The sequence below is a fragment of the Arthrobacter melezitosi genome (assembly GCF_054511055.1).
Window position 1 is genome coordinate 152,266 of sequence record NZ_JBTNDJ010000003.1, and the last position, 16,468, is coordinate 168,733.

Annotated in this window: 18 protein-coding genes; 6 read left to right on the plus strand and 12 right to left on the minus strand. The window is 68.6% G+C overall.

Going from position 1 to position 16,468, the window contains the following annotated elements:
• From ACX80W_RS05290 to hisN, 4 genes are all read right to left on the minus strand, one after another.
• Positions 1–750, minus strand: a complete 750-nt coding sequence (locus tag ACX80W_RS05290; RefSeq protein WP_459281091.1) for a metal ABC transporter ATP-binding protein — start codon at positions 748–750, stop codon at positions 1–3.
• Positions 747–1,652 (minus strand): metal ABC transporter substrate-binding protein, encoded by a 906-nt coding sequence (locus ACX80W_RS05295; RefSeq protein WP_459281093.1) that lies wholly within the window; start codon positions 1,650–1,652, stop codon positions 747–749. The genes ACX80W_RS05290 and ACX80W_RS05295 overlap by 4 nt, the downstream gene beginning before the upstream one ends.
• A 32-nt stretch (positions 1,653–1,684) precedes the next feature.
• Entirely contained in the window at positions 1,685–2,443 is a 759-nt protein-coding gene (locus ACX80W_RS05300; protein ID WP_459281094.1) for a class I SAM-dependent methyltransferase, read from the minus strand.
• 65 nt (positions 2,444–2,508) lie between these two features.
• A complete protein-coding gene (hisN, locus tag ACX80W_RS05305; protein ID WP_120165147.1) occupies positions 2,509–3,318 on the minus strand; it encodes a histidinol-phosphatase in 810 nt (269 codons plus the stop codon).
• Between the two features lie 353 nt (positions 3,319–3,671).
• Between hisN and ACX80W_RS05310 the strand changes: the two genes are divergently transcribed.
• From ACX80W_RS05310 to fmdA, 3 genes are read left to right on the plus strand one after another with little or no spacing between them, the layout of a single operon-like run.
• Complete coding sequence (locus ACX80W_RS05310; protein ID WP_459281097.1) at positions 3,672–4,307, plus strand: AmiS/UreI family transporter; 636 nt, start codon at positions 3,672–3,674, stop codon at positions 4,305–4,307.
• Between the two features lie 30 nt (positions 4,308–4,337).
• Positions 4,338–4,628 (plus strand): FmdB family zinc ribbon protein, encoded by a 291-nt coding sequence (locus tag ACX80W_RS05315; RefSeq protein WP_459281099.1) that lies wholly within the window; start codon positions 4,338–4,340, stop codon positions 4,626–4,628.
• Positions 4,629–4,669: 41 nt separating this feature from the next.
• Positions 4,670–5,926, plus strand: coding sequence for a formamidase (gene fmdA / locus ACX80W_RS05320; protein WP_459281100.1), 1,257 nt, complete (start codon positions 4,670–4,672; stop codon positions 5,924–5,926).
• A 164-nt stretch (positions 5,927–6,090) separates the two neighbouring features.
• Here the strand turns inward: fmdA and ACX80W_RS05325 are convergent, their stop codons facing one another.
• The 4 genes from ACX80W_RS05325 to ACX80W_RS05340 form a co-directional block, all read right to left on the minus strand.
• Entirely contained in the window at positions 6,091–6,294 is a 204-nt protein-coding gene (locus ACX80W_RS05325) for a cold-shock protein (RefSeq protein WP_026532371.1), read from the minus strand.
• 156 nt (positions 6,295–6,450) lie between these two features.
• Positions 6,451–7,581 (minus strand): ribosome small subunit-dependent GTPase A, encoded by a 1,131-nt coding sequence (gene rsgA / locus ACX80W_RS05330; protein WP_459281102.1) that lies wholly within the window; start codon positions 7,579–7,581, stop codon positions 6,451–6,453.
• A complete protein-coding gene (gene aroA, locus ACX80W_RS05335) occupies positions 7,574–8,923 on the minus strand; it encodes a 3-phosphoshikimate 1-carboxyvinyltransferase (protein ID WP_459281104.1) in 1,350 nt (449 codons plus the stop codon). Before aroA ends, rsgA begins: the two co-directional genes overlap by 8 nt.
• Before the next feature lie 5 nt (positions 8,924–8,928).
• Positions 8,929–9,477: a DoxX family protein gene (locus ACX80W_RS05340; protein ID WP_459281106.1), complete on the minus strand. Its 549-nt coding sequence runs from the start codon at positions 9,475–9,477 to the stop codon at positions 8,929–8,931.
• 353 nt (positions 9,478–9,830) lie between these two features.
• Between ACX80W_RS05340 and ACX80W_RS05345 the strand changes: the two genes are divergently transcribed.
• On the plus strand, positions 9,831–10,505 hold the full coding sequence (locus tag ACX80W_RS05345; protein WP_459281108.1) for a sigma-70 family RNA polymerase sigma factor: 675 nt from the start codon (positions 9,831–9,833) through the stop codon (positions 10,503–10,505).
• Positions 10,502–10,762 (plus strand): mycothiol system anti-sigma-R factor, encoded by a 261-nt coding sequence (rsrA, locus tag ACX80W_RS05350; RefSeq protein WP_459281110.1) that lies wholly within the window; start codon positions 10,502–10,504, stop codon positions 10,760–10,762. The genes ACX80W_RS05345 and rsrA overlap by 4 nt, the downstream gene beginning before the upstream one ends.
• Positions 10,763–10,826: 64 nt before the next feature.
• Here the strand turns inward: rsrA and ACX80W_RS05355 are convergent, their stop codons facing one another.
• Complete coding sequence (locus tag ACX80W_RS05355) at positions 10,827–10,901, minus strand: 50S ribosomal protein bL37 (protein WP_369299106.1); 75 nt, start codon at positions 10,899–10,901, stop codon at positions 10,827–10,829.
• Between the two features lie 146 nt (positions 10,902–11,047).
• Here ACX80W_RS05355 and ACX80W_RS05360 point away from each other — a divergent pair, with 146 nt between their 5' ends.
• Positions 11,048–12,013, plus strand: coding sequence for a zinc-binding dehydrogenase (locus ACX80W_RS05360; protein ID WP_459281112.1), 966 nt, complete (start codon positions 11,048–11,050; stop codon positions 12,011–12,013).
• Positions 12,014–12,091: 78 nt separating this feature from the next.
• On the opposite strand, the gene ACX80W_RS05365 is transcribed toward ACX80W_RS05360, so the two are convergent.
• From ACX80W_RS05365 to ACX80W_RS05375, 3 genes are read right to left on the minus strand one after another with little or no spacing between them, the layout of a single operon-like run.
• Positions 12,092–13,879, minus strand: a complete 1,788-nt coding sequence (locus tag ACX80W_RS05365) for a dipeptide ABC transporter ATP-binding protein (RefSeq protein ID WP_459281114.1) — start codon at positions 13,877–13,879, stop codon at positions 12,092–12,094.
• The gene (locus tag ACX80W_RS05370; protein ID WP_459281116.1) at positions 13,876–14,910 is read right to left on the minus strand and encodes an ABC transporter permease; all 1,035 of its coding nucleotides are present in this window, start codon (positions 14,908–14,910) and stop codon (positions 13,876–13,878) included. The genes ACX80W_RS05365 and ACX80W_RS05370 overlap by 4 nt, the downstream gene beginning before the upstream one ends.
• 10 nt (positions 14,911–14,920) lie before the next feature.
• A complete protein-coding gene (locus ACX80W_RS05375) occupies positions 14,921–16,453 on the minus strand; it encodes an ABC transporter permease (protein WP_459281118.1) in 1,533 nt (510 codons plus the stop codon).
• Between the last annotated feature and the right edge of the window lie 15 nt (positions 16,454–16,468).

Consider the following 16,468-nt stretch of genomic DNA (forward strand, 5'->3'; position numbering starts at 1 on the left):
TCAGGGCTCCCGGTTCTCGAGGACGCCGCCGAAGGCAAGCGCGAGGTTGCTGGGGGTGAGGACGTCCGCGGGCCTGCCCCGGGCGAGGACCCGGTTGTGGAGCAGGACGGCGGAGTCGCACAACTGGGAAACCCCGGCGAGGTCGTGGGTGGAGAGCAGCACCGACCGGCCCTCGCCGCGCAGTTCCTGCAGGAGCGCGGTCAGGGTCGCCTCACTGGTGCGGTCGACCCCGGCGAAGGGTTCGTCGAGCAGCAGCAGCTTCGCGTCCTGGGCGATGCTCCGTGCGACGAAGGCCCGCTTCCGCTGGCCACCGGACAGTTCGCCGATCTGGCGGCGGCGCAGCCCCGAGAGGCCCACCCGCTCCAGCGCCTCCTCGACGGCGGCCCGGTCGGCGGCCGAGGACCGCCGGGACGGGCCCATAAGCCCGTAGCGGCCCATGGCGACGACGTCGGCGACGGACACCGGGAAGTCCCAGTCGACGTCCTCGGCCTGGGGCACGTAGGCGACCAGGCCGCGCTGGCGGGCCTCCTTGCTCGTGCGGCCGAACAGCTCAACCGTGCCCGCGGCCGGAACGAGAAGACCCATGAGGGCCTTGAAGAGGGTCGACTTGCCCGACCCGTTGACGCCGACCAGCCCGCAGATGCTGCCGGTTCCCACGTCCACGCTCACCCCGTCCAAGGCCCGCACGTCGTTGTAGCTCACGGTGAGGTTGCTGGCCCGCAGGGCCGGGGCGGGGCTGGAGGTGCTCATCCGGAGAGTCCTTCGGTGATCTGGGTGATGTCATAGCGGAGCAGGTCGAGGAAGGTCGGCACGGGCCCGTCCGGACCGGAGAGCGAGTCGACATACAGGGGCCCTTCGAGCCGGGCCCCGGTGGCGGCCGCCACCTGTTCCTGGGCGGAGGGGTTCACCGTTGATTCACAGAAGACCGCCGGAACGTCGGAGCGGGAGACGAAGTCGATGACTTCGCGGATCTGCCGGGGCGTGCCCTCGGCGTCGGCGTTCACGGGCCAGATGAAGGCCTCCTCGAGCCCGGCGTCCCGGGCGAGGTAGGAAAACGCGCCTTCGCAGGTGACCAGGGCCGCGCCGCCGGTGCCGCCGGTGCTCTCCCGCAGGGTCCCGAGGAGGTCCTGCAGTTCGGCCTTGAGGGCCGCCCCGTTGGCCTCGAAGGAGGCGGCATGCTCCGGGCTGAGGTCCGAGAGCGCCCGGACGGTGTTGTCGACGTAGGTTTGGGCGGCCAGGGGCGACATCCAGGCGTGCGGATTTGCGAGCCCGCGGTAGTCACCGGAGCGGATGTCCACCGGTTCGATGCCCTCGGAGAGCACGACATGCGGAGCGTCGACCGAGAGCAGGAAGCGTTCGAACCAGCGCTCGAGGCCGAGCCCGTTGTCGAGGATGAGGTCGGCGTCCTGGGCGCGGATGAGGTCCGACGGGGTCGGCTCATAGCCGTGGATTTCGGCGCCGACCTTGGTGACGGACTCAACCCGGACGTGACCGCCGCCGACCGTGTCGACCAGGTCTGCGAGCACCGTGAAGGTCGTGAGGACCACGGGCCGGTCGTCGGACGCGGCGGCGGGTTCCGGCACCGGCGCCACGGCGCAGCCACTGAGGGCAACGCTTGCGCACAGCAGCAGGCCCGCAATCAATTTCGGCATACCTAAATATAGGGCTTAGGACGCCCAAACCGCTATGGTCGCGCGCGCTGGACCGTGCGGGCGGTGGCCCGCCACGCGAAGGTCGAGTAGGGCAGTGCTACTACGGCATCGGAAGGAAAGGCCAGGTAGTCGCACAGGTACCAGCGGAGGTTCGACTCGACCCGGGCGCGGGTGGCATCGGAGGCGCGCTGGTAGTAGCTGCGGGACTTCGCCAGCTCGACCACCTCGGCAACGCCCAGCTCCTGGGTCCACCGCAGGCGCTGCGCCTCGGGCCGGGTGAAGAGCGGACCGAAGTCGGGTTGGTACCCGGGGGAGTAGACATCCCCTGCGTGCATGATCCGTGAGAGCCGGTGGACCCAGGGCACGCCGACGTCGAGCTGGTTCCACAGGACGCCGAGGGTGCCGCCGGGCACGAGGATGCGGGCCGCCTCGGCCGCGGCGGCCGCCGGGTCGACCCAGTGCCAGGCCTGGGCGATGGTGACAAGGTCCACCGAGGCTTCGGGCAGGCCCGTCGCCTCGGCTGTGCCGTTGAGCGCGTGCGCGCCGGGCAGGCGCGAGGCGAGCACCGAGAGCATGTCGGCGGAGGGGTCGACGGCGGTGACGGTGAGGCCGCGGGCGAGCAGCAGGCGGGTGAAGATTCCGGTGCCCGCACCGAGGTCGGCCGCGGCGGACGCCGCCGGCGGCACGAGCCACTCCAGGACCTCCTCCGGGTAGGACGGCCGGACCCGGTCGTAGCGTCCCGCCCCGGTGAGGTAGCCGGCGGCGAGCGAGCGCCGGCGCTCGGGGTCCATCCGGGGCCCGCTGCGCGCCGGCGCGGGCCGGCGGCGGCCGCCGGGTGGCCCCTGGTGCTGGCCCGTCAGAGCAGATCGTCCATCTGCGGGTTGAGCATGCGGAGCACCTCGCTGTGGAGCGTGCCGTTGGTGGCCAGCGCGTTGCCGCCGTAGGGCCCGTCGGTGCCGTCGAGCGAGGTGAACCGTCCCCCGGCCTCGGTGACGATCGGCACCAGGGCCGCCATGTCGTGGAGGTTGAGTTCGGGTTCGCAGGCGATGTCCACGGCGCCTTCCGCAACCAGGCAGTACGACCAGAAGTCCCCGTACGCGCGCGTGCGCCAGACCCTCTCGGTGAGGTTGACGAACTCCGGCAGCGCCGACCGCGCCTTCCACCCCGACAGGCTCGAATAGGAGAGGGAGGCGTCCTCGAGGCGCGACACGTTCGACACCCGCAGCCGCGTGGCGGCGGCGAGGGACTTGCCCATGAACGCACCGGTGCCCTCGGCCGCCCACCACCGCTTGCCGAGCGCCGGGGCGCTCACCAGGCCCACAACGGGCCTGCCCTCGTCCACAAGGGCGATCAGGGTGCCCCAGACGGGCACTCCCCGCACGAAATTCTTGGTGCCATCGATCGGGTCGATGATCCAGCGCCGGGACCCCGAACCGGTGCTGCCGAACTCCTCGCCCAGGACCGCGTCGCGCGGACGCACGCGGGAGAGCTGGCTGCGGATCGATTCCTCCGCCGCCCGGTCGGCGTCGGTGACCGGGGTGAGGTCGGGCTTGGTCTCTACGCGGAGGTCCTGCGCCCTGAACCGGGACATGGTCTGGTCATCGACCGAGTCCGCCATCACGTGGGCAAGGCGCAGGTCATCGTTGTAGCTTTGGACGAGGTTCATGCCTTCAACTTATCGCTTCCGGGGCCGTTCACTGGAAAGGCGCCGGTTCCGACCGTGCGGTCCGTCGCCGGCAGGGGATGCATTCTCCCGAACCGCCGATCCCGCAGGTCGGTGCGAACACCGGCACTTGCTGGAACCGTGCGGGTCGGCAGGAGATTATAGTCCTCACCGGCACGACCCTCAACGCCGGTCCGGGGCGTCCGGCGGGCATCGACAACATCCCCAGGCAGGACTAGGCTCGCGCCCACAACGTAATTCTTCTGATGTCGTCCGCTGTTTCCGGATCCCCGCCGAGGCGGCCGGGAATAGTCTCCTTGTATCTCTCTCCAATCCTGGTATTGCGACGGAGCGCCATGAGCAGCGTTGGTTTGCTATACGTGGGCGCGGTTCTCTTCATCAACGGGCTAATGCTTATCGGGGTAGTCCCCGGTAAATCCGCGGCCATTCTCAATTTCTTTGTCGGGACGATGCAGGTTGTCTTCCCAACCATCATCCTCATTCAGGCCAATAACGACCTGCCCACCATCTTCGGGGCTGCCGGCCTGTATCTCTTCGGCTTCACCTACCTCTACGTTGGGATACTCCAGGTCACGGGAGTCAGTGGTGAGGGCCTTGGCTGGTTCTCGCTTTTCGTCGCCGCCTGTGCCGTCGTGATCGGCGCCCTCCAGTTCACCCTCGTGGGGGACCCTGTCTTCGGTGTCATCTGGCTGACCTGGGCCGTTCTCTGGTTCCTGTTCTTCCTCCTGTTGGGACTGGGGCGGGAATCCCTGACCTATGCCACCGGCTGGTTCACGATCTTCGTCGCCCACATCACCGGGACGGTTCCGGCGTTCTTCCTGCTGGTGGGCAGGTATGAGACGAACGCCGGGCTCGCCCTGCTGGTGACGGTTGCGGCGGTTGCCGCCCTGGCGGCAGGACTCTTCCTCGGGCGGAAAGGCATCCCGCACGGAAAGACGTCGGAGGAGGGGGCGGCTGTGTCGCCGGCCTGAGTATCGATCGCCCAAAGAAAGGTCTGCCCTATGCCCATCTATGAGTATTCCTGTCCTCAGTGCGCAGCATTCGAAGTGATCCGTCCCATGGACGCAGCAGCGGACATCCAGGCCTGCCCCACCTGCGGCTCGGAGGCGCGGCGAAAGATCAGCGCGCCCCACCTTTCCAGGACGGGCACGGCGGCCTTCTCGCTGATCGATTCGACACACCGCAGTGCATCGGAACCGCAGGTGGTGACCGGGACGCTGCCATCGACGAATCCACGCAGGACCTCGCCTTATTCGTCCAATCCGCTTCACCAGAAACTGCCGCGGCCCTAGTGTCCGGGGTGCGGCCTGATCCAGATATTGGAGGAGTTCAAATGCCTGACGTCATATTTCCGCTCGATTCGTCCAGAAAATTCGAAGACCAGGAGAAAGTAGGACATAACCGGTGGCATCCGGAAATTCCACCGGTCGCCACGGTGAGGCGCGGTGATTCCTTCAGGGTCCACTGCCGTGAATGGTTCGACGGCGCCATCGTCAACGACGATTCCGCTGACGACATCCTCAACGCGCCGCTGCTCACCGTCCACAAGCTCAGCGGGCCCTTCGCGGTCGAGGGAGCGGCACCGGGGGACCTCCTCGTCGTCGATATCCTCGACGTCGGACCGATTCCACAGGAGGACTCGGGGCCGCTGGCCGGGCAGGGGTGGGGCTACACGGGTATTTTCGCCCGGAACAACGGGGGCGGGTTCCTGACCGACCAGTTCCCCGACGCCTACAAGGCGATCTGGGACTTCACCGGCCAGGTGGCGACCTCGCGGCATGTCCCGGAGGTGTCATATGTGGGGCTCATCCACCCCGGCCTGATGGGCACGGCGCCCTCGGCGCAGCTGCTGGCGAAGTGGAACCAGCGCGAAGGCGACCTGATCGCCACGGACCCCAACCGCGTCCCGCCGCTGGCGCTTCCGCCCGAACCGCGGGAGGCGGTGCTTGGCAGCCTGCCGGCGTCGGAGTTCGACAGGGTGGCGGGGGAGGCCGCGCGCACGGCACCGCCCCGGGAGAACGGCGGCAACCAGGACATCAAGAACCTCTCGAAGGGCACCCGGATCTTCTATCCGGTGTTCGTCGACGGCGCGAACCTCTCACTGGGCGATCTCCACTTCTCCCAGGGCGACGGCGAAATCACCTTCTGCGGCGCGATCGAGATGGGCGGCTTCATCGACCTTCGAGTCGATGTCATCAAGGGAGGCATGGAAACCTACGGCGTGAGCGAGAACGCCATCTTCATGCCCGGCATCGTGGACCCCCGCTACAGCGAGTGGATCGCCTTCTCGGGCACGTCGGTGACCCTGGACGGCAAGCAGCACTATCTCGACTCGCACCTGTCCTACCAGCGCGCGTGCCTTCACGCCATCGACTACCTGACGAAGTTCGGCTACAGCCCCGAGCAGGCCTACCTGCTGCTGGGGTCGGCGCCGATCGAGGGCAGGCTGTCCGGCGTGGTGGACATCCCCAACTCGTGCTCGACGGTCTACATCCCGACGGCGATCTTCGACTTCGACGTGCGTCCCTCGGCCGCCGGCCCGCACCGGGTGAATGCCGGCATGGGCGCGCCGCGGTCGAACAACACGTAGGAAGAGCCATCCGCTGCCGGCGCCGCCGGAGGTCCAGCGCCGCCCAATGACCCCCATCGGGGGCCGTTAACGGCCAAGGGCCACCGGCGGCGGATGCCGCAGCGGTGACCCTTGGTTCGGCCGCTCAGAGCGGCCGGAGGTTGCAATCCCGGAGGAAGGAAACCTTAGAGAACGGTGATGTTCTCAGCCTGGGGGCCCTTGGGTCCCTGGGTGGTCTCGAAGTTGACCTTCTGGTTCTCTTCGAGTGAACGGAAACCGTTCGAATTGATTGCGGAGAAGTGTGCGAACACGTCGGCGCCGCCGTCTTCGGGAGCGATGAAACCAAAGCCCTTTTCAGCGTTGAACCATTTCACTGTACCTGTAGCCATTTTTATATCCTTACCTTGTGAGAGACGCGCCGAACTCCGGTGCGCTCGTCGTGGTGTTCGTTTTCGCTTATCAAAACAGCTTTCGAACTCCGAAAGGAGGATTCAAGGCCAGAAATTCAATGCGCAACACAACAACTGACTTCAGTCTAACAGGGTTTACTGGCTCCCCAGTTCCTTCGCCTCCTGCGCCGCCTGGCGGGAGTCCGGGGAACCGGCGCCCAGCAGGCGCCGCAGGGAGGCCAGGCGCACCGGTCCGGATTCGCCGGCGGAACCGCTGGCGACCCACGCGTCGAGGCCGCAGTTCACGGCGTTGCCGTCGTGCAGGCAGCCTCGTTCGCAGTCGGCGGTGCCCGGCTCGAGGTCGGGGAAGGCCTGCAGGATCCGGTCCGGGTCCACGTGGGCCAGGCCGAAGGAGCGGATGCCGGGGGTGTCGATGATCCAGGTGCCGGGGGCGGATCCCGCCGCCTTGAGGGCGACAGCCGACGACGAGGTGTGCCGGCCCCGGCCGGTGACGGCGTTGACGCCTCCGGTGGCGCGGGTGGAGCCGGTGAGGGCGTTGACGAGGGTGGACTTGCCGACCCCGGAGTGCCCCAGCAGCACGCTCACCTGGCCGTCGAGTTCCTCCCGCAGCGTGCTGATGGCGCCCCCGGAGAGCCGGGCGGAGGCGCCGTCGTCGGAGGTGGCGTCGATGCCGCCGGTGTCGGCGGTCCTGCTGATGACGACCCTCAGATCGAGGTGCTCGTAGTTCGCGAGCAGCGGCGCCGGGTCCACGAGGTCCGCCTTCGTGACGCACAGCAGGGGCCGGATGCCGGCGTCGTAGGCGGCCACCAGCGCACGGTCGATGAAACCTGTGCGCGGCTCCGGATTGGCGGCGGCGACCACGATGACCAGCTGGTCGGCGTTGGCGACGACGACGCGCTCCACCGGGTCGGTGTCGTCGGCGCTGCGGCGCAGCACGGTGCGCCGTTCCTCCACCCGCACCAGGCGCGCCAGGGAGTCCGGCCCGCCCGAAAGGTCCCCCACGAGGGCCACCAGGTCGCCGGCGACGACGGCGCTGCGGCGCAGTTCACGGGCCCGCGCCGCGACGATGAGCCGCTCGTCGGAGGTGTCCTCGTCGACGACGGCGGTGTAGCGGCCGCGGTCCACCGTGACGATCCGGCCGGTGACGGCGTCCTCGTAGGCGGGGCGGTTCTTCGTGCGCGGGCGGGAGCCCTTCTTATTGGGACGGATCCGCACGTCGGACTCGTCCCACGCCCGCGCACCCCTGCGGTTGCCGGCCTCAGTCACCCGGGGAGCCCCCGGTGCGAGCCGTCGCCGCAAGCTGCGCCCACAGTTCGGGGAACTGCGGCAGGGTCTTGGCCGTGGTCTCGATGTTCTCGACGAGCACCCCGTCCACGGCGAGGCCGATGACCGCCCCGGCGGTGGCCATGCGGTGGTCATCGTAGGTGGCGAACACCCCGCCGTGCAGGGGCGCCGGGCGGATGACCAGTCCATCGGTGGTCTCCTCCGCGTCCCCGCCCAGGGCGTTGATCTCGCGTACCAGCGCGGCCAGGCGGTCCGTTTCGTGGCCCCGCAGGTGGGCGATGCCGGTCAGGGTCGAGGGGGTCTCGGCCAGCGCGCACAGCGCGGCCACCGTCGGCGCCAGTTCGCTGGTGTCGGCAAAATCCCCGCCCGTGATGCGCGGTCCGCCGGTGACCTTCAGGGCGCCCTGGCTCAACTCGACCGACGCACCGAACCGGGGGAGGATCCGACGCCACTCATCGCCCACCTGGGTGGTCTCCGCCGGCCAGTTCGGGATGGTCACGGTGCCGCCGGTGACGGCGGCGGCGGCAAGGAAGGGCCCGGCATTGGAGAGATCGGGCTCGATCAGGATGTCGAACGCACGGATCGGCCCGGGGTGGACCCGCCACGACGCGGGCACGCTGTCATCGACGTGGACCCCGACGGACCGAAGCACCTTCACCGTCATGGCGATGTGCTCGAGGCTGGGCAGGCGGCCGCCGGCATGCTCGAGGTGGAGTCCCCGGGTGAACGCCGCGCCCGCCAGGAGCAGGGCCGAGACGAACTGCGAGGACGCACCCGCGTCGATGGCCAGGTGGCCGCCCTCGACGGCGCCGCGGCCGTCCACGGTGAAGGGTAGGGCGCCGTCGCCGCCGTCGTCGACGGCGACGCCCAGGCCGCGCAGGGCCTCGATGGTCGTGTCCATGGGGCGCCGGCGGGCATGCGGGTCGCCGTCGAACGCCGTGGGGCCCTCCTGCAGCGCCGCCAGCGGCGGCACGAAACGCATGACGGTTCCCGCGAGCCCGCAGTCGATGCGCCGCATCCGCCGCTCCCGGTCGAACGGAACAACGTGCAGGTCCGGCCCGAACCGCCCCGTCCCCTCGATCTCGGTGACCTGCGCGCCAAGGGCCCGGAGGGCGGCGATCATCAGGGCGGAATCGCGGGAATGCAGGGGGTGGCGCAGGGTGCAGGGTCCGTCGGCCAGGGCCGCCAGCACCAGGTACCGGTTGGTCAGGGACTTGGAGCCCGGAACCTCAACGACAGCGTCCACGGGCGTACGGAGCCGGGGGGCCGGCCAGGTGCCAGGGGAATGCGCGGGCGCGGCGGTTCCGGCAGAAGGATGGGTCATGAAGGCTAGGAACCCACAACGTCCGAGGCGGTCCGCCGCACGGCGAGGTCGGCCTTCTTCAACTGCTTGCGGGCGTCCTTGCTCAGCCCGACCGCGTTCTTCTTCGCGCCGGAGGCGAAGTGCTCGGCACGCCAGGCCAGCCCGGGGCGGCCGTTGGTGTCGACGGAGGCCAGCAGTGCCGCGCCGACCAGGGAGAGGTTCCGCAGCAGCTGGCCGCGGCGTTCCTTGCGGGCGGCGGGGGTGGAGGAGTCGGCGGACTTAAAGTCAACCAGGGTGTTGGCCGCGGCCGAGACGGCCAGCAGCGTGCCGGCGAGCCGGGAGAACCGCCCGAGGCCGAGCAGGATGCCCGCGCCGAGCTGTACGCCGCCCAGGACCTGCGCCACCCGCTTGGCGTCTGAGGTCACGGGGGCCAGCGAGGGGACCGCCTTGCCCAGCCGGGTCAGGACGGGTTCCAGCTGTGCGGCGCTGGTTCCTGCGCTCCGCAGCCGGTCCACCCCGGAGAAGGCAAAGCTGCTGGCGGTCAGTGGTCGGGCGATAACGCGGACAAGGGTCACAAGAGCCTCCTGGTTGCCGGCGCACCAGCGCCGGTGTGATCGTTTGGAACTTACGAAGCACGCTGGGTCTAGTTTTGCACTTTTGGACGTGCGGTGCGATCCGCCCGCCGCGGTGCCGGCAGGGGATGATCCTGCGGGAAAAATGTGTAAGAGGGCGATCTGCGGGGGAAGCTGCGGAATAAGGCGGCCTCCGTCGAAGTTCCCCCTGAGTAAGCACAATCGACGGACGGGACAAATTGGGTACACGAGTGAGTGTTTCGGAACCGCTCGCGCCGGACTTCCAGCTGAACGTTGAGCTGGAGGAGCGGCGCCGCTCGGCAGCGCCGGGCGGTGGGCGCGTAGACTTTTACCCAATGAATACAACAGCTCCGGCTGGCAGCAGCCAGGCCGAAAATGATCAGTTGGACGTCGCCACCGAATCTGAAGCCGACCGCAAGGCGCGATTCGAACGGGACGCCCTGCAGTATGTCGACCAGTTGTACTCGGCGGCGATGCGCATGGCACGCAATCCCAGCGATGCCGAGGACCTGGTGCAGGAGGCCTACACCAAGGCGTTCTCGGCCTTCCACCAGTACAAACCCGGCACGAACCTCAAGGCCTGGCTGTACCGGATCCTGACGAACACCTACATCAACCTCTACCGGAAGCGCCAGCGGGAGCCGCTGCAGTCGCATTCGGACACGATCGAAGACTGGCAGCTCGCCAAGGCGGCTGAACACACGTCGTCGGGCCTGCGCTCGGCCGAAGCCGAGGCGCTCGACCACCTGCCGGACTCGGACATCAAGAACGCCCTGCAGTCCATCCCCGAGGAATTCCGCCTCGCCGTGTACTTCTCGGACGTCGAAGGCTTTGCGTACAAGGAAATCTCAGAAATTATGAATACGCCCATCGGGACCGTGATGTCCCGGTTGCACCGCGGGCGGAAGCTGCTGCGCGACCTCCTGTCGGAGTACGCGCTGGAGCGCGGGCTGGGCACCCCCGCCGCGGTGGAGGGTGTCCCGGGCAAGAAACAGGAGAGTGCGAAATGAGCGATTGCGAAACCTTGGGGGACTGCCCCGATTCAAGGATCGAGAAGCTGTATGACTATCTTGACGGCGAGCTCTCCCACAAGGACCTCGTCGAGATCAAGACGCATCTTGAGAGCTGCGCGGAGTGCGCCAAGGAACACGATCTTGAGTGTGTCATCCGTGAGGTCGTGAAGCGCTCCTGCACGGAGAAGGCACCGACCTCGCTCAAGGACAACATCCTTGAGCGGATCGGGCAGCTGAAGACCGCCGGGCACTAACAGCCGGCACCCAACGAAAAGACCCCCGTGCCGTGAGGCCCGGGGGTCTTTTGTGTTCCAACGATCAGGTGTTGGGACGCTTACCGTGGTTTGCGCCTCCGCGCTTACGGTCGCGGCGCTTGCGTGCTCGCTTGCTCATGGTTGGCCTCCTTCGATATGCCTGCAGAACTGCATCCAAGTCTCCCACATCCCACGGGTGCCTCCTAAACGCGCCGCGCCCGCCCCGGCGTGCGCGGCGCGGCCCGCCCTAGGATGGGGAACACCACCTACCGAGGGAGTTTTCTCATGCGCGCCGCCTACGTCGAAGCGACATCGAAGGACAATCCGCTGGGAGCCCTGCAGGTGGGGGAGTTCGAGCCCCCGGCACCGCCGGCCGGGTTCCGGCGGGTGAAGGTGGTGGCGTCCGCACTGAACCGCCACGACCTGTTCTCCCTCCAGGGCGTCGGGCTGCCGGACGAACGCCTCCCGATGGTCCTCGGCTGCGATGCGGCGGGGACCGACGACGAGGGCCGCAGCGTGATTGTGCACGGGGTCCTGGCCTCGCCCGGGTGGGAGGGGGACGAAACGCTCGACCCGCGGCGCTCCCTGCTTTCCGAACGCCACCCGGGCACGATGGCCGACTACGTTTGGGTGCCCGAACGCAACCTGGTGCCCAAGCCCGCCGAACTCTCCTTCGAGGAGGCCGCCTGCCTGCCCACGGCCTGGCTGACCGCCTACCGGATGCTGTTCACCGTCTCGCCCGCGGCCCCCGGGTCGACGATCCTCGTCCAGGGCGCGGGGGGAGGCGTCTCCACGGCCCTGATCAGCCTCGCCGCGGCCGCCGGGTTCCGTGTCTGGGTCACGGGCCGGAGCGCGGAGAAGCTTGAGCGCGCCCGCGCCCTGGGCGCCGCCGACACCTTTGAGGCCGGTGCCCGCCTGCCCGAGCGGGTCGACGTCGTTTTCGACTCGGTCGGCGAGGCCACCTGGTCGCATTCGCTCAAGGCCCTGCGGCCCGGGGGAGCGGTGGTGACCTGCGGCGCCACCAGCGGGCCGGCCCCGTCCGCGGACCTGAACCGGGTGTTCTTCCTCCAGCTGCGGGTCCTCGGCTCCACCATGGGCACCCGGGACGAGCTGCTCCGGCTGACCCGGTTCCTCACCGCAACGGGGGTCCGCCCGCCGATCGATTCCGTGCTCGACCTTGCCGAGGCGGCGGCGGGCTTCGCCCGGATGGCCGACGGTGACGTGTTCGGCAAGATCGTCTTCCGCCACTAGCGCCGCCGCCGGGTCCACCGGCCGGCGCCGGAACGGCAAGGGGCCCCCGGCGGACGCCGGGGGCCCCTTGCCGTCCTCCTAGGGCGCTGTGGCCCCGGCGGCGAGGATCGCGTTGCGCTGTTCGCGCCGCACGGCCTGTTCGGCGGGGTCGGGCACCGGTGCCGCCGCGAGGAGCCGGCGGGTGTACGGGTCCCGCGGATACTTCAGCACCTGCTCGGTGGTGCCCTGCTCCACCAGGCGGCCCTTGCTGAGCACCGCGATGTGGCTGGCGAGCAGCTCCACGACGGCGAGGTCGTGGCTGACGAACAGGCAGGCAAAGCCCCGCTCGCGCTGCAGGTCCTGCAGCAGCTTCAGCACCGCGGCCTGCACCGACACGTCAAGGGCCGACGTCGGCTCATCGGCGACGAGCAGGGACGGCCGGAGCGACAGGGCCCGGGCGATGCCCACCCGCTGGCGCTGGCCGCCGGAGAGCTCGTGCGGGTACCGGTTGCGGAAGGAGACCGGCAGCTGCACGTCCTCCAGCAGGCCCTGCACCCGCTTGTCCAGGTCGGCCCGGGAGAGCTTCTCGTGGAGGAACAGCGGCTCGCCGATGCTGTCCCCGATTGAGAGACGCGGGTTGAGCGAGGCGGCCGGGTCCTGGAAGACGATGGCGAACTTCTTGCGAAGTGGCAGGATCTGCCGGGCCGACAGCGAGGTGATGTCCGTCCCGGCGATCTTCACGCTGCCGGCGCTGGTCCGGATCAGCCCGGTGACCGCCCGGGCGATGGTGGACTTGCCCGAACCGGATTCGCCGACCAGCCCCATGACCTCGCCCGGGAGGATGGTGAAGGAGACGTCGTGCACCGCCTTGAAGGGCGGCTGCCGGAACCGGCCCGGATACTCGATGTCCACGCCCGCCAGCTCCAGCGCGGGCACGGTGCCGGCGGCGGTGTGCTCCTGCCGGTGCGCCAGGGCGCGATCGGCGTAGTCCTCGTGGATCCGGATGCCGCCGTCGACGACCTCGACGTCGGCGAGGACCCCTCCGACCTTCGAGCCGAGGTACGGCACGGCATCGAGCAGTTGGCGGGTGTAGGGCTCCCTCGGGGCGAGGAAGAGCTGCTGGGCGGGGGCGGACTCCACGATCCGGCCGCGCTCCATCACCACGATATGGTCGGCCAGGTCCGCCACCACCCCCATGTCGTGGGTGATCAGGAGGATGGCGCTGCGCAGGCGCTTGTTGAGCCGGCGCAGGAGTTCGAGCACCTCGGCCTGCACCGTGACGTCGAGCGCCGTCGTCGGCTCGTCGGCGATGAGCAGCATCGGGTCGTTGGCCAGGGCGATGGCGATCATGGCCCGCTGGCGCTGTCCGCCGGAGAACTGGTGCGGATAGTTGTCGTAGCGCCGTTCGGGTTCGGGAATCTCCACCATGCGCAGCAGTTCGATCGCCCGTTCCTTCGCCGCGGCCGGGGAGGCTTCGGTATGCTGCTCGACCGCCTCGCGGATCTGTTCCCCGACGGTGAGCACGGGGTTGAGCGCGGTCATGGGTTCCTGGAAGATCATCGCGACGTCGTTGCCGCGGATCCGCCGGAGGGCCTTCTGCGGGGCGCCGATCAGCTCCTTGCCCATTAGCTTGGCGCTGCCCTTCGACCTGCCGTTGCGCGGCAGCAGGCCCAGCAGCGCCATCGAGGACATGCTCTTGCCGGAGCCGGACTCGCCGACGATGGCAAGGATCTCGCCGGGGTGGATGTCGTAGGAGACGTCCTCGGCGGCCATCACCCATTCGTCATCGACGCTGAAGTCGACACCGAGCCCGCGCACGGAGAGGATAGGACCCCCGGCCGGTGCGGCGGCGTCGTCGGATAGGACCCCGGTGTGCTGAGCTGTCATTGCTTGATCCTTGTCTGCTTGGGATCGAAGGCGTCGCGCAGGCCGTCTCCGATGAAGTTCACGGCGAGGGCGATGCCGACGATGAAGGCGCCCGGCCAGAGGAACAGCCAGGGCCGCACCGTCAGGGCCGACCGGTTGTCGTTGATGGCCTTGCCGAGGGAGGTATCGGGTGCGACGACCCCGAGGCCGAGGTAGCTCAGGGCCGTCTCGAGCAGGATCGCCCCCGAGATCGCGAGGGTGGCGAACACGATGATCACCCCGACCGTGTTCGGGAGAATGTGCCGGAAGATGATCCGCGCCGAACCTGCCCCGACGGACTTCGCCGACTCGACAAACTCCTTTTCCCGCAGGGAGAGGAACTCACCGCGCACGATCCGGGCCAGGCCGGTCCAGGTGACCAGGCCGAGGAAAACGCCGAAGGGAAGGATCCCGAAGCGCGCGACGACGCCGGCCATGACCGCGGCGATGACCACCGTGGGGATGGTGATGACGACGTCGGTGATGCGCATCAGGAACGCCTCGGTCCAGCCCCGGAAGTAGCCGGCGATGGCTCCGACGGTGGTGCCGACAAGCGTGGCGACCAGCCCGACGGTCAGCGCGATGATCAGGGACGTCTGGATGCCGCGCATAGTCAGCGCGAAGTAGTCGCGGCCCAGCACGTCCTGCCCGAAGGGGTGCTCACCGAGGCGGAACGGCCAAAGCGTCAGCGTCGGCCTGCCTTCGTTGAAGCGGGCCGCCAGGACGTCGTAGTCCTTGTTCCACCAGCCGGGGATGCCGGCCACCCCGATGGAGCTGAAGGACAGCAGGACGATCAGGGCCAGCAGGGTCATGCCGGCCAGGGCGCCCTTGTGGCGGAAGAATCGCTCGCGCACGAGGCGGCCCTGGCTCTTCGCCTCGGTGGTGCGGATGCGGTCGGTCTGCTGCCGGGTTGGTGCGCCGCGGGCGATGTCGGTGTCCTGGCTCGCGAGCGTCATTTCGGAAAGTTCAACCTGTGGGCGGGAATCTGCCGGCTCGATGTCGGATCTGCTCATGATTCGGTTCCTAGCTGAGGGTGATGCGCGGGTCGAGGAAGGCGTAGGCGATGTCGGCGAGCATGTTGAAGAGCACCGCCGCGGTCCCCACGACGAGGAAGAAGGCCATCACGGGTCCGGGGTCCACCGTGTGGACGCCGTCGACGAACATCTTGCCCATGCCGTTCCAGCCGAAGACCGTCTCTGTGATCACGGCCCCGCCGAGCACGCCGGCGAAGTCGAACGCCATCAGCGTGGTGATCGGAATCATCGCGTTGCGGAAGGCGTGCTTCACGAGCACCGTCCGTTCGCTGAGCCCCTTGGCCCGCGCCGTCCGGATGTAGTCCTGGTTCATCACGTCGAGCTGGCTCGCCCGCGTGTAGCGCGTGTAGGTGGCGAACGAGATCAGGGTGATGGCGATGGTGGGCAGGATCAGGTGCAGCGCGTAATCGAGGTTGGTCTCCCAGAAGGTTCCGGAAAGGTTGGGGGACTCCGACCCGGTGGTGGGGATCGGGCGCCCGCCTGCCCGTGCGGAAAGCTCGGGGTAGGCCTGCAGGAGCCGGTCGAGGAAGATCAACAGTCCGATGCTGAAGGCGATAACCGCGGAGATCCGCGCCGCGCGTGCCCGGTACGGGCCGCCGACGAACCCGCCGGCGGAATAGGCTGCGGCGACCGTGAGGCCGAGCAGCGCGAGCACGGTGAGCCAGTTCGGGTCCGCCAACAGGGGGATGGAGAGGAGGTACGCGGCGTAACCCACCGCGGCGGCCGTCAGCGCCGCGTAGAGGATGCGCCGGCGTCGGAACCCGGCAAGCAGGGCGGTCCAGAGCAGGGCCACGGCCCCGGCGGAGATCAGCATGCCGACCGGGCCCAGGCCCGGAGTGACGAACCAGCCGGTCACCAGCAGCAGCCACAGGGCGACGGCGGTTGCCGCGGCGGCGATGCCGAACACGGCGAGCCTGCGCTTCCGGTCGCCGCCGACGACGACCGCCCAGATGGCACCGGCGACCACCCCGACGAGCAGGATGGTCAGGTAGGGGACCTGTGGATTGGCAAGCCACGTATTGAGGTCGATCGCCAGGTACTGCTTGAGCAGGGTCGAAAGCCAGAACAGGGGCAGCGAGAACAGGACGAAGGAGATGAAGGTGATCGAGTAGTCGAAGGTCGTGTACTGGCGGATCGCCGTCACGATGCCCACGATCACCCCAAGGACCAGGGCGATCACCGTGGCCACGAGGACCAGGCGGAAGGTCGAGCCGATGGCGCTCTCGAGCTGGGGGAGGACGGGGCTTCCCGAGCGGTCGCTGCCGAGGGTGCAGTCGACTCCTCCCGGGATGAGGCAGTGGCCCAGGTCCTGAAGCCACAGGAAGTAGCGCATCAGCGGTGGCTGGTCGAGGTTCATCGCCTCGGTGCGTGCGGCGATCGTGGCCGCCTTGGCCGAGCCCGAGGCTTCACCAAGGTCGCTGAGGGGATCGCCCGAGGAGATGACGAGGAAGAACATGAGCGTGGTGGCCGCCGCCATGATGAAGAAGGAGATGACTAAACGTTTGGCAATGAAAAACAACACTGGGAGGCTCCTAGG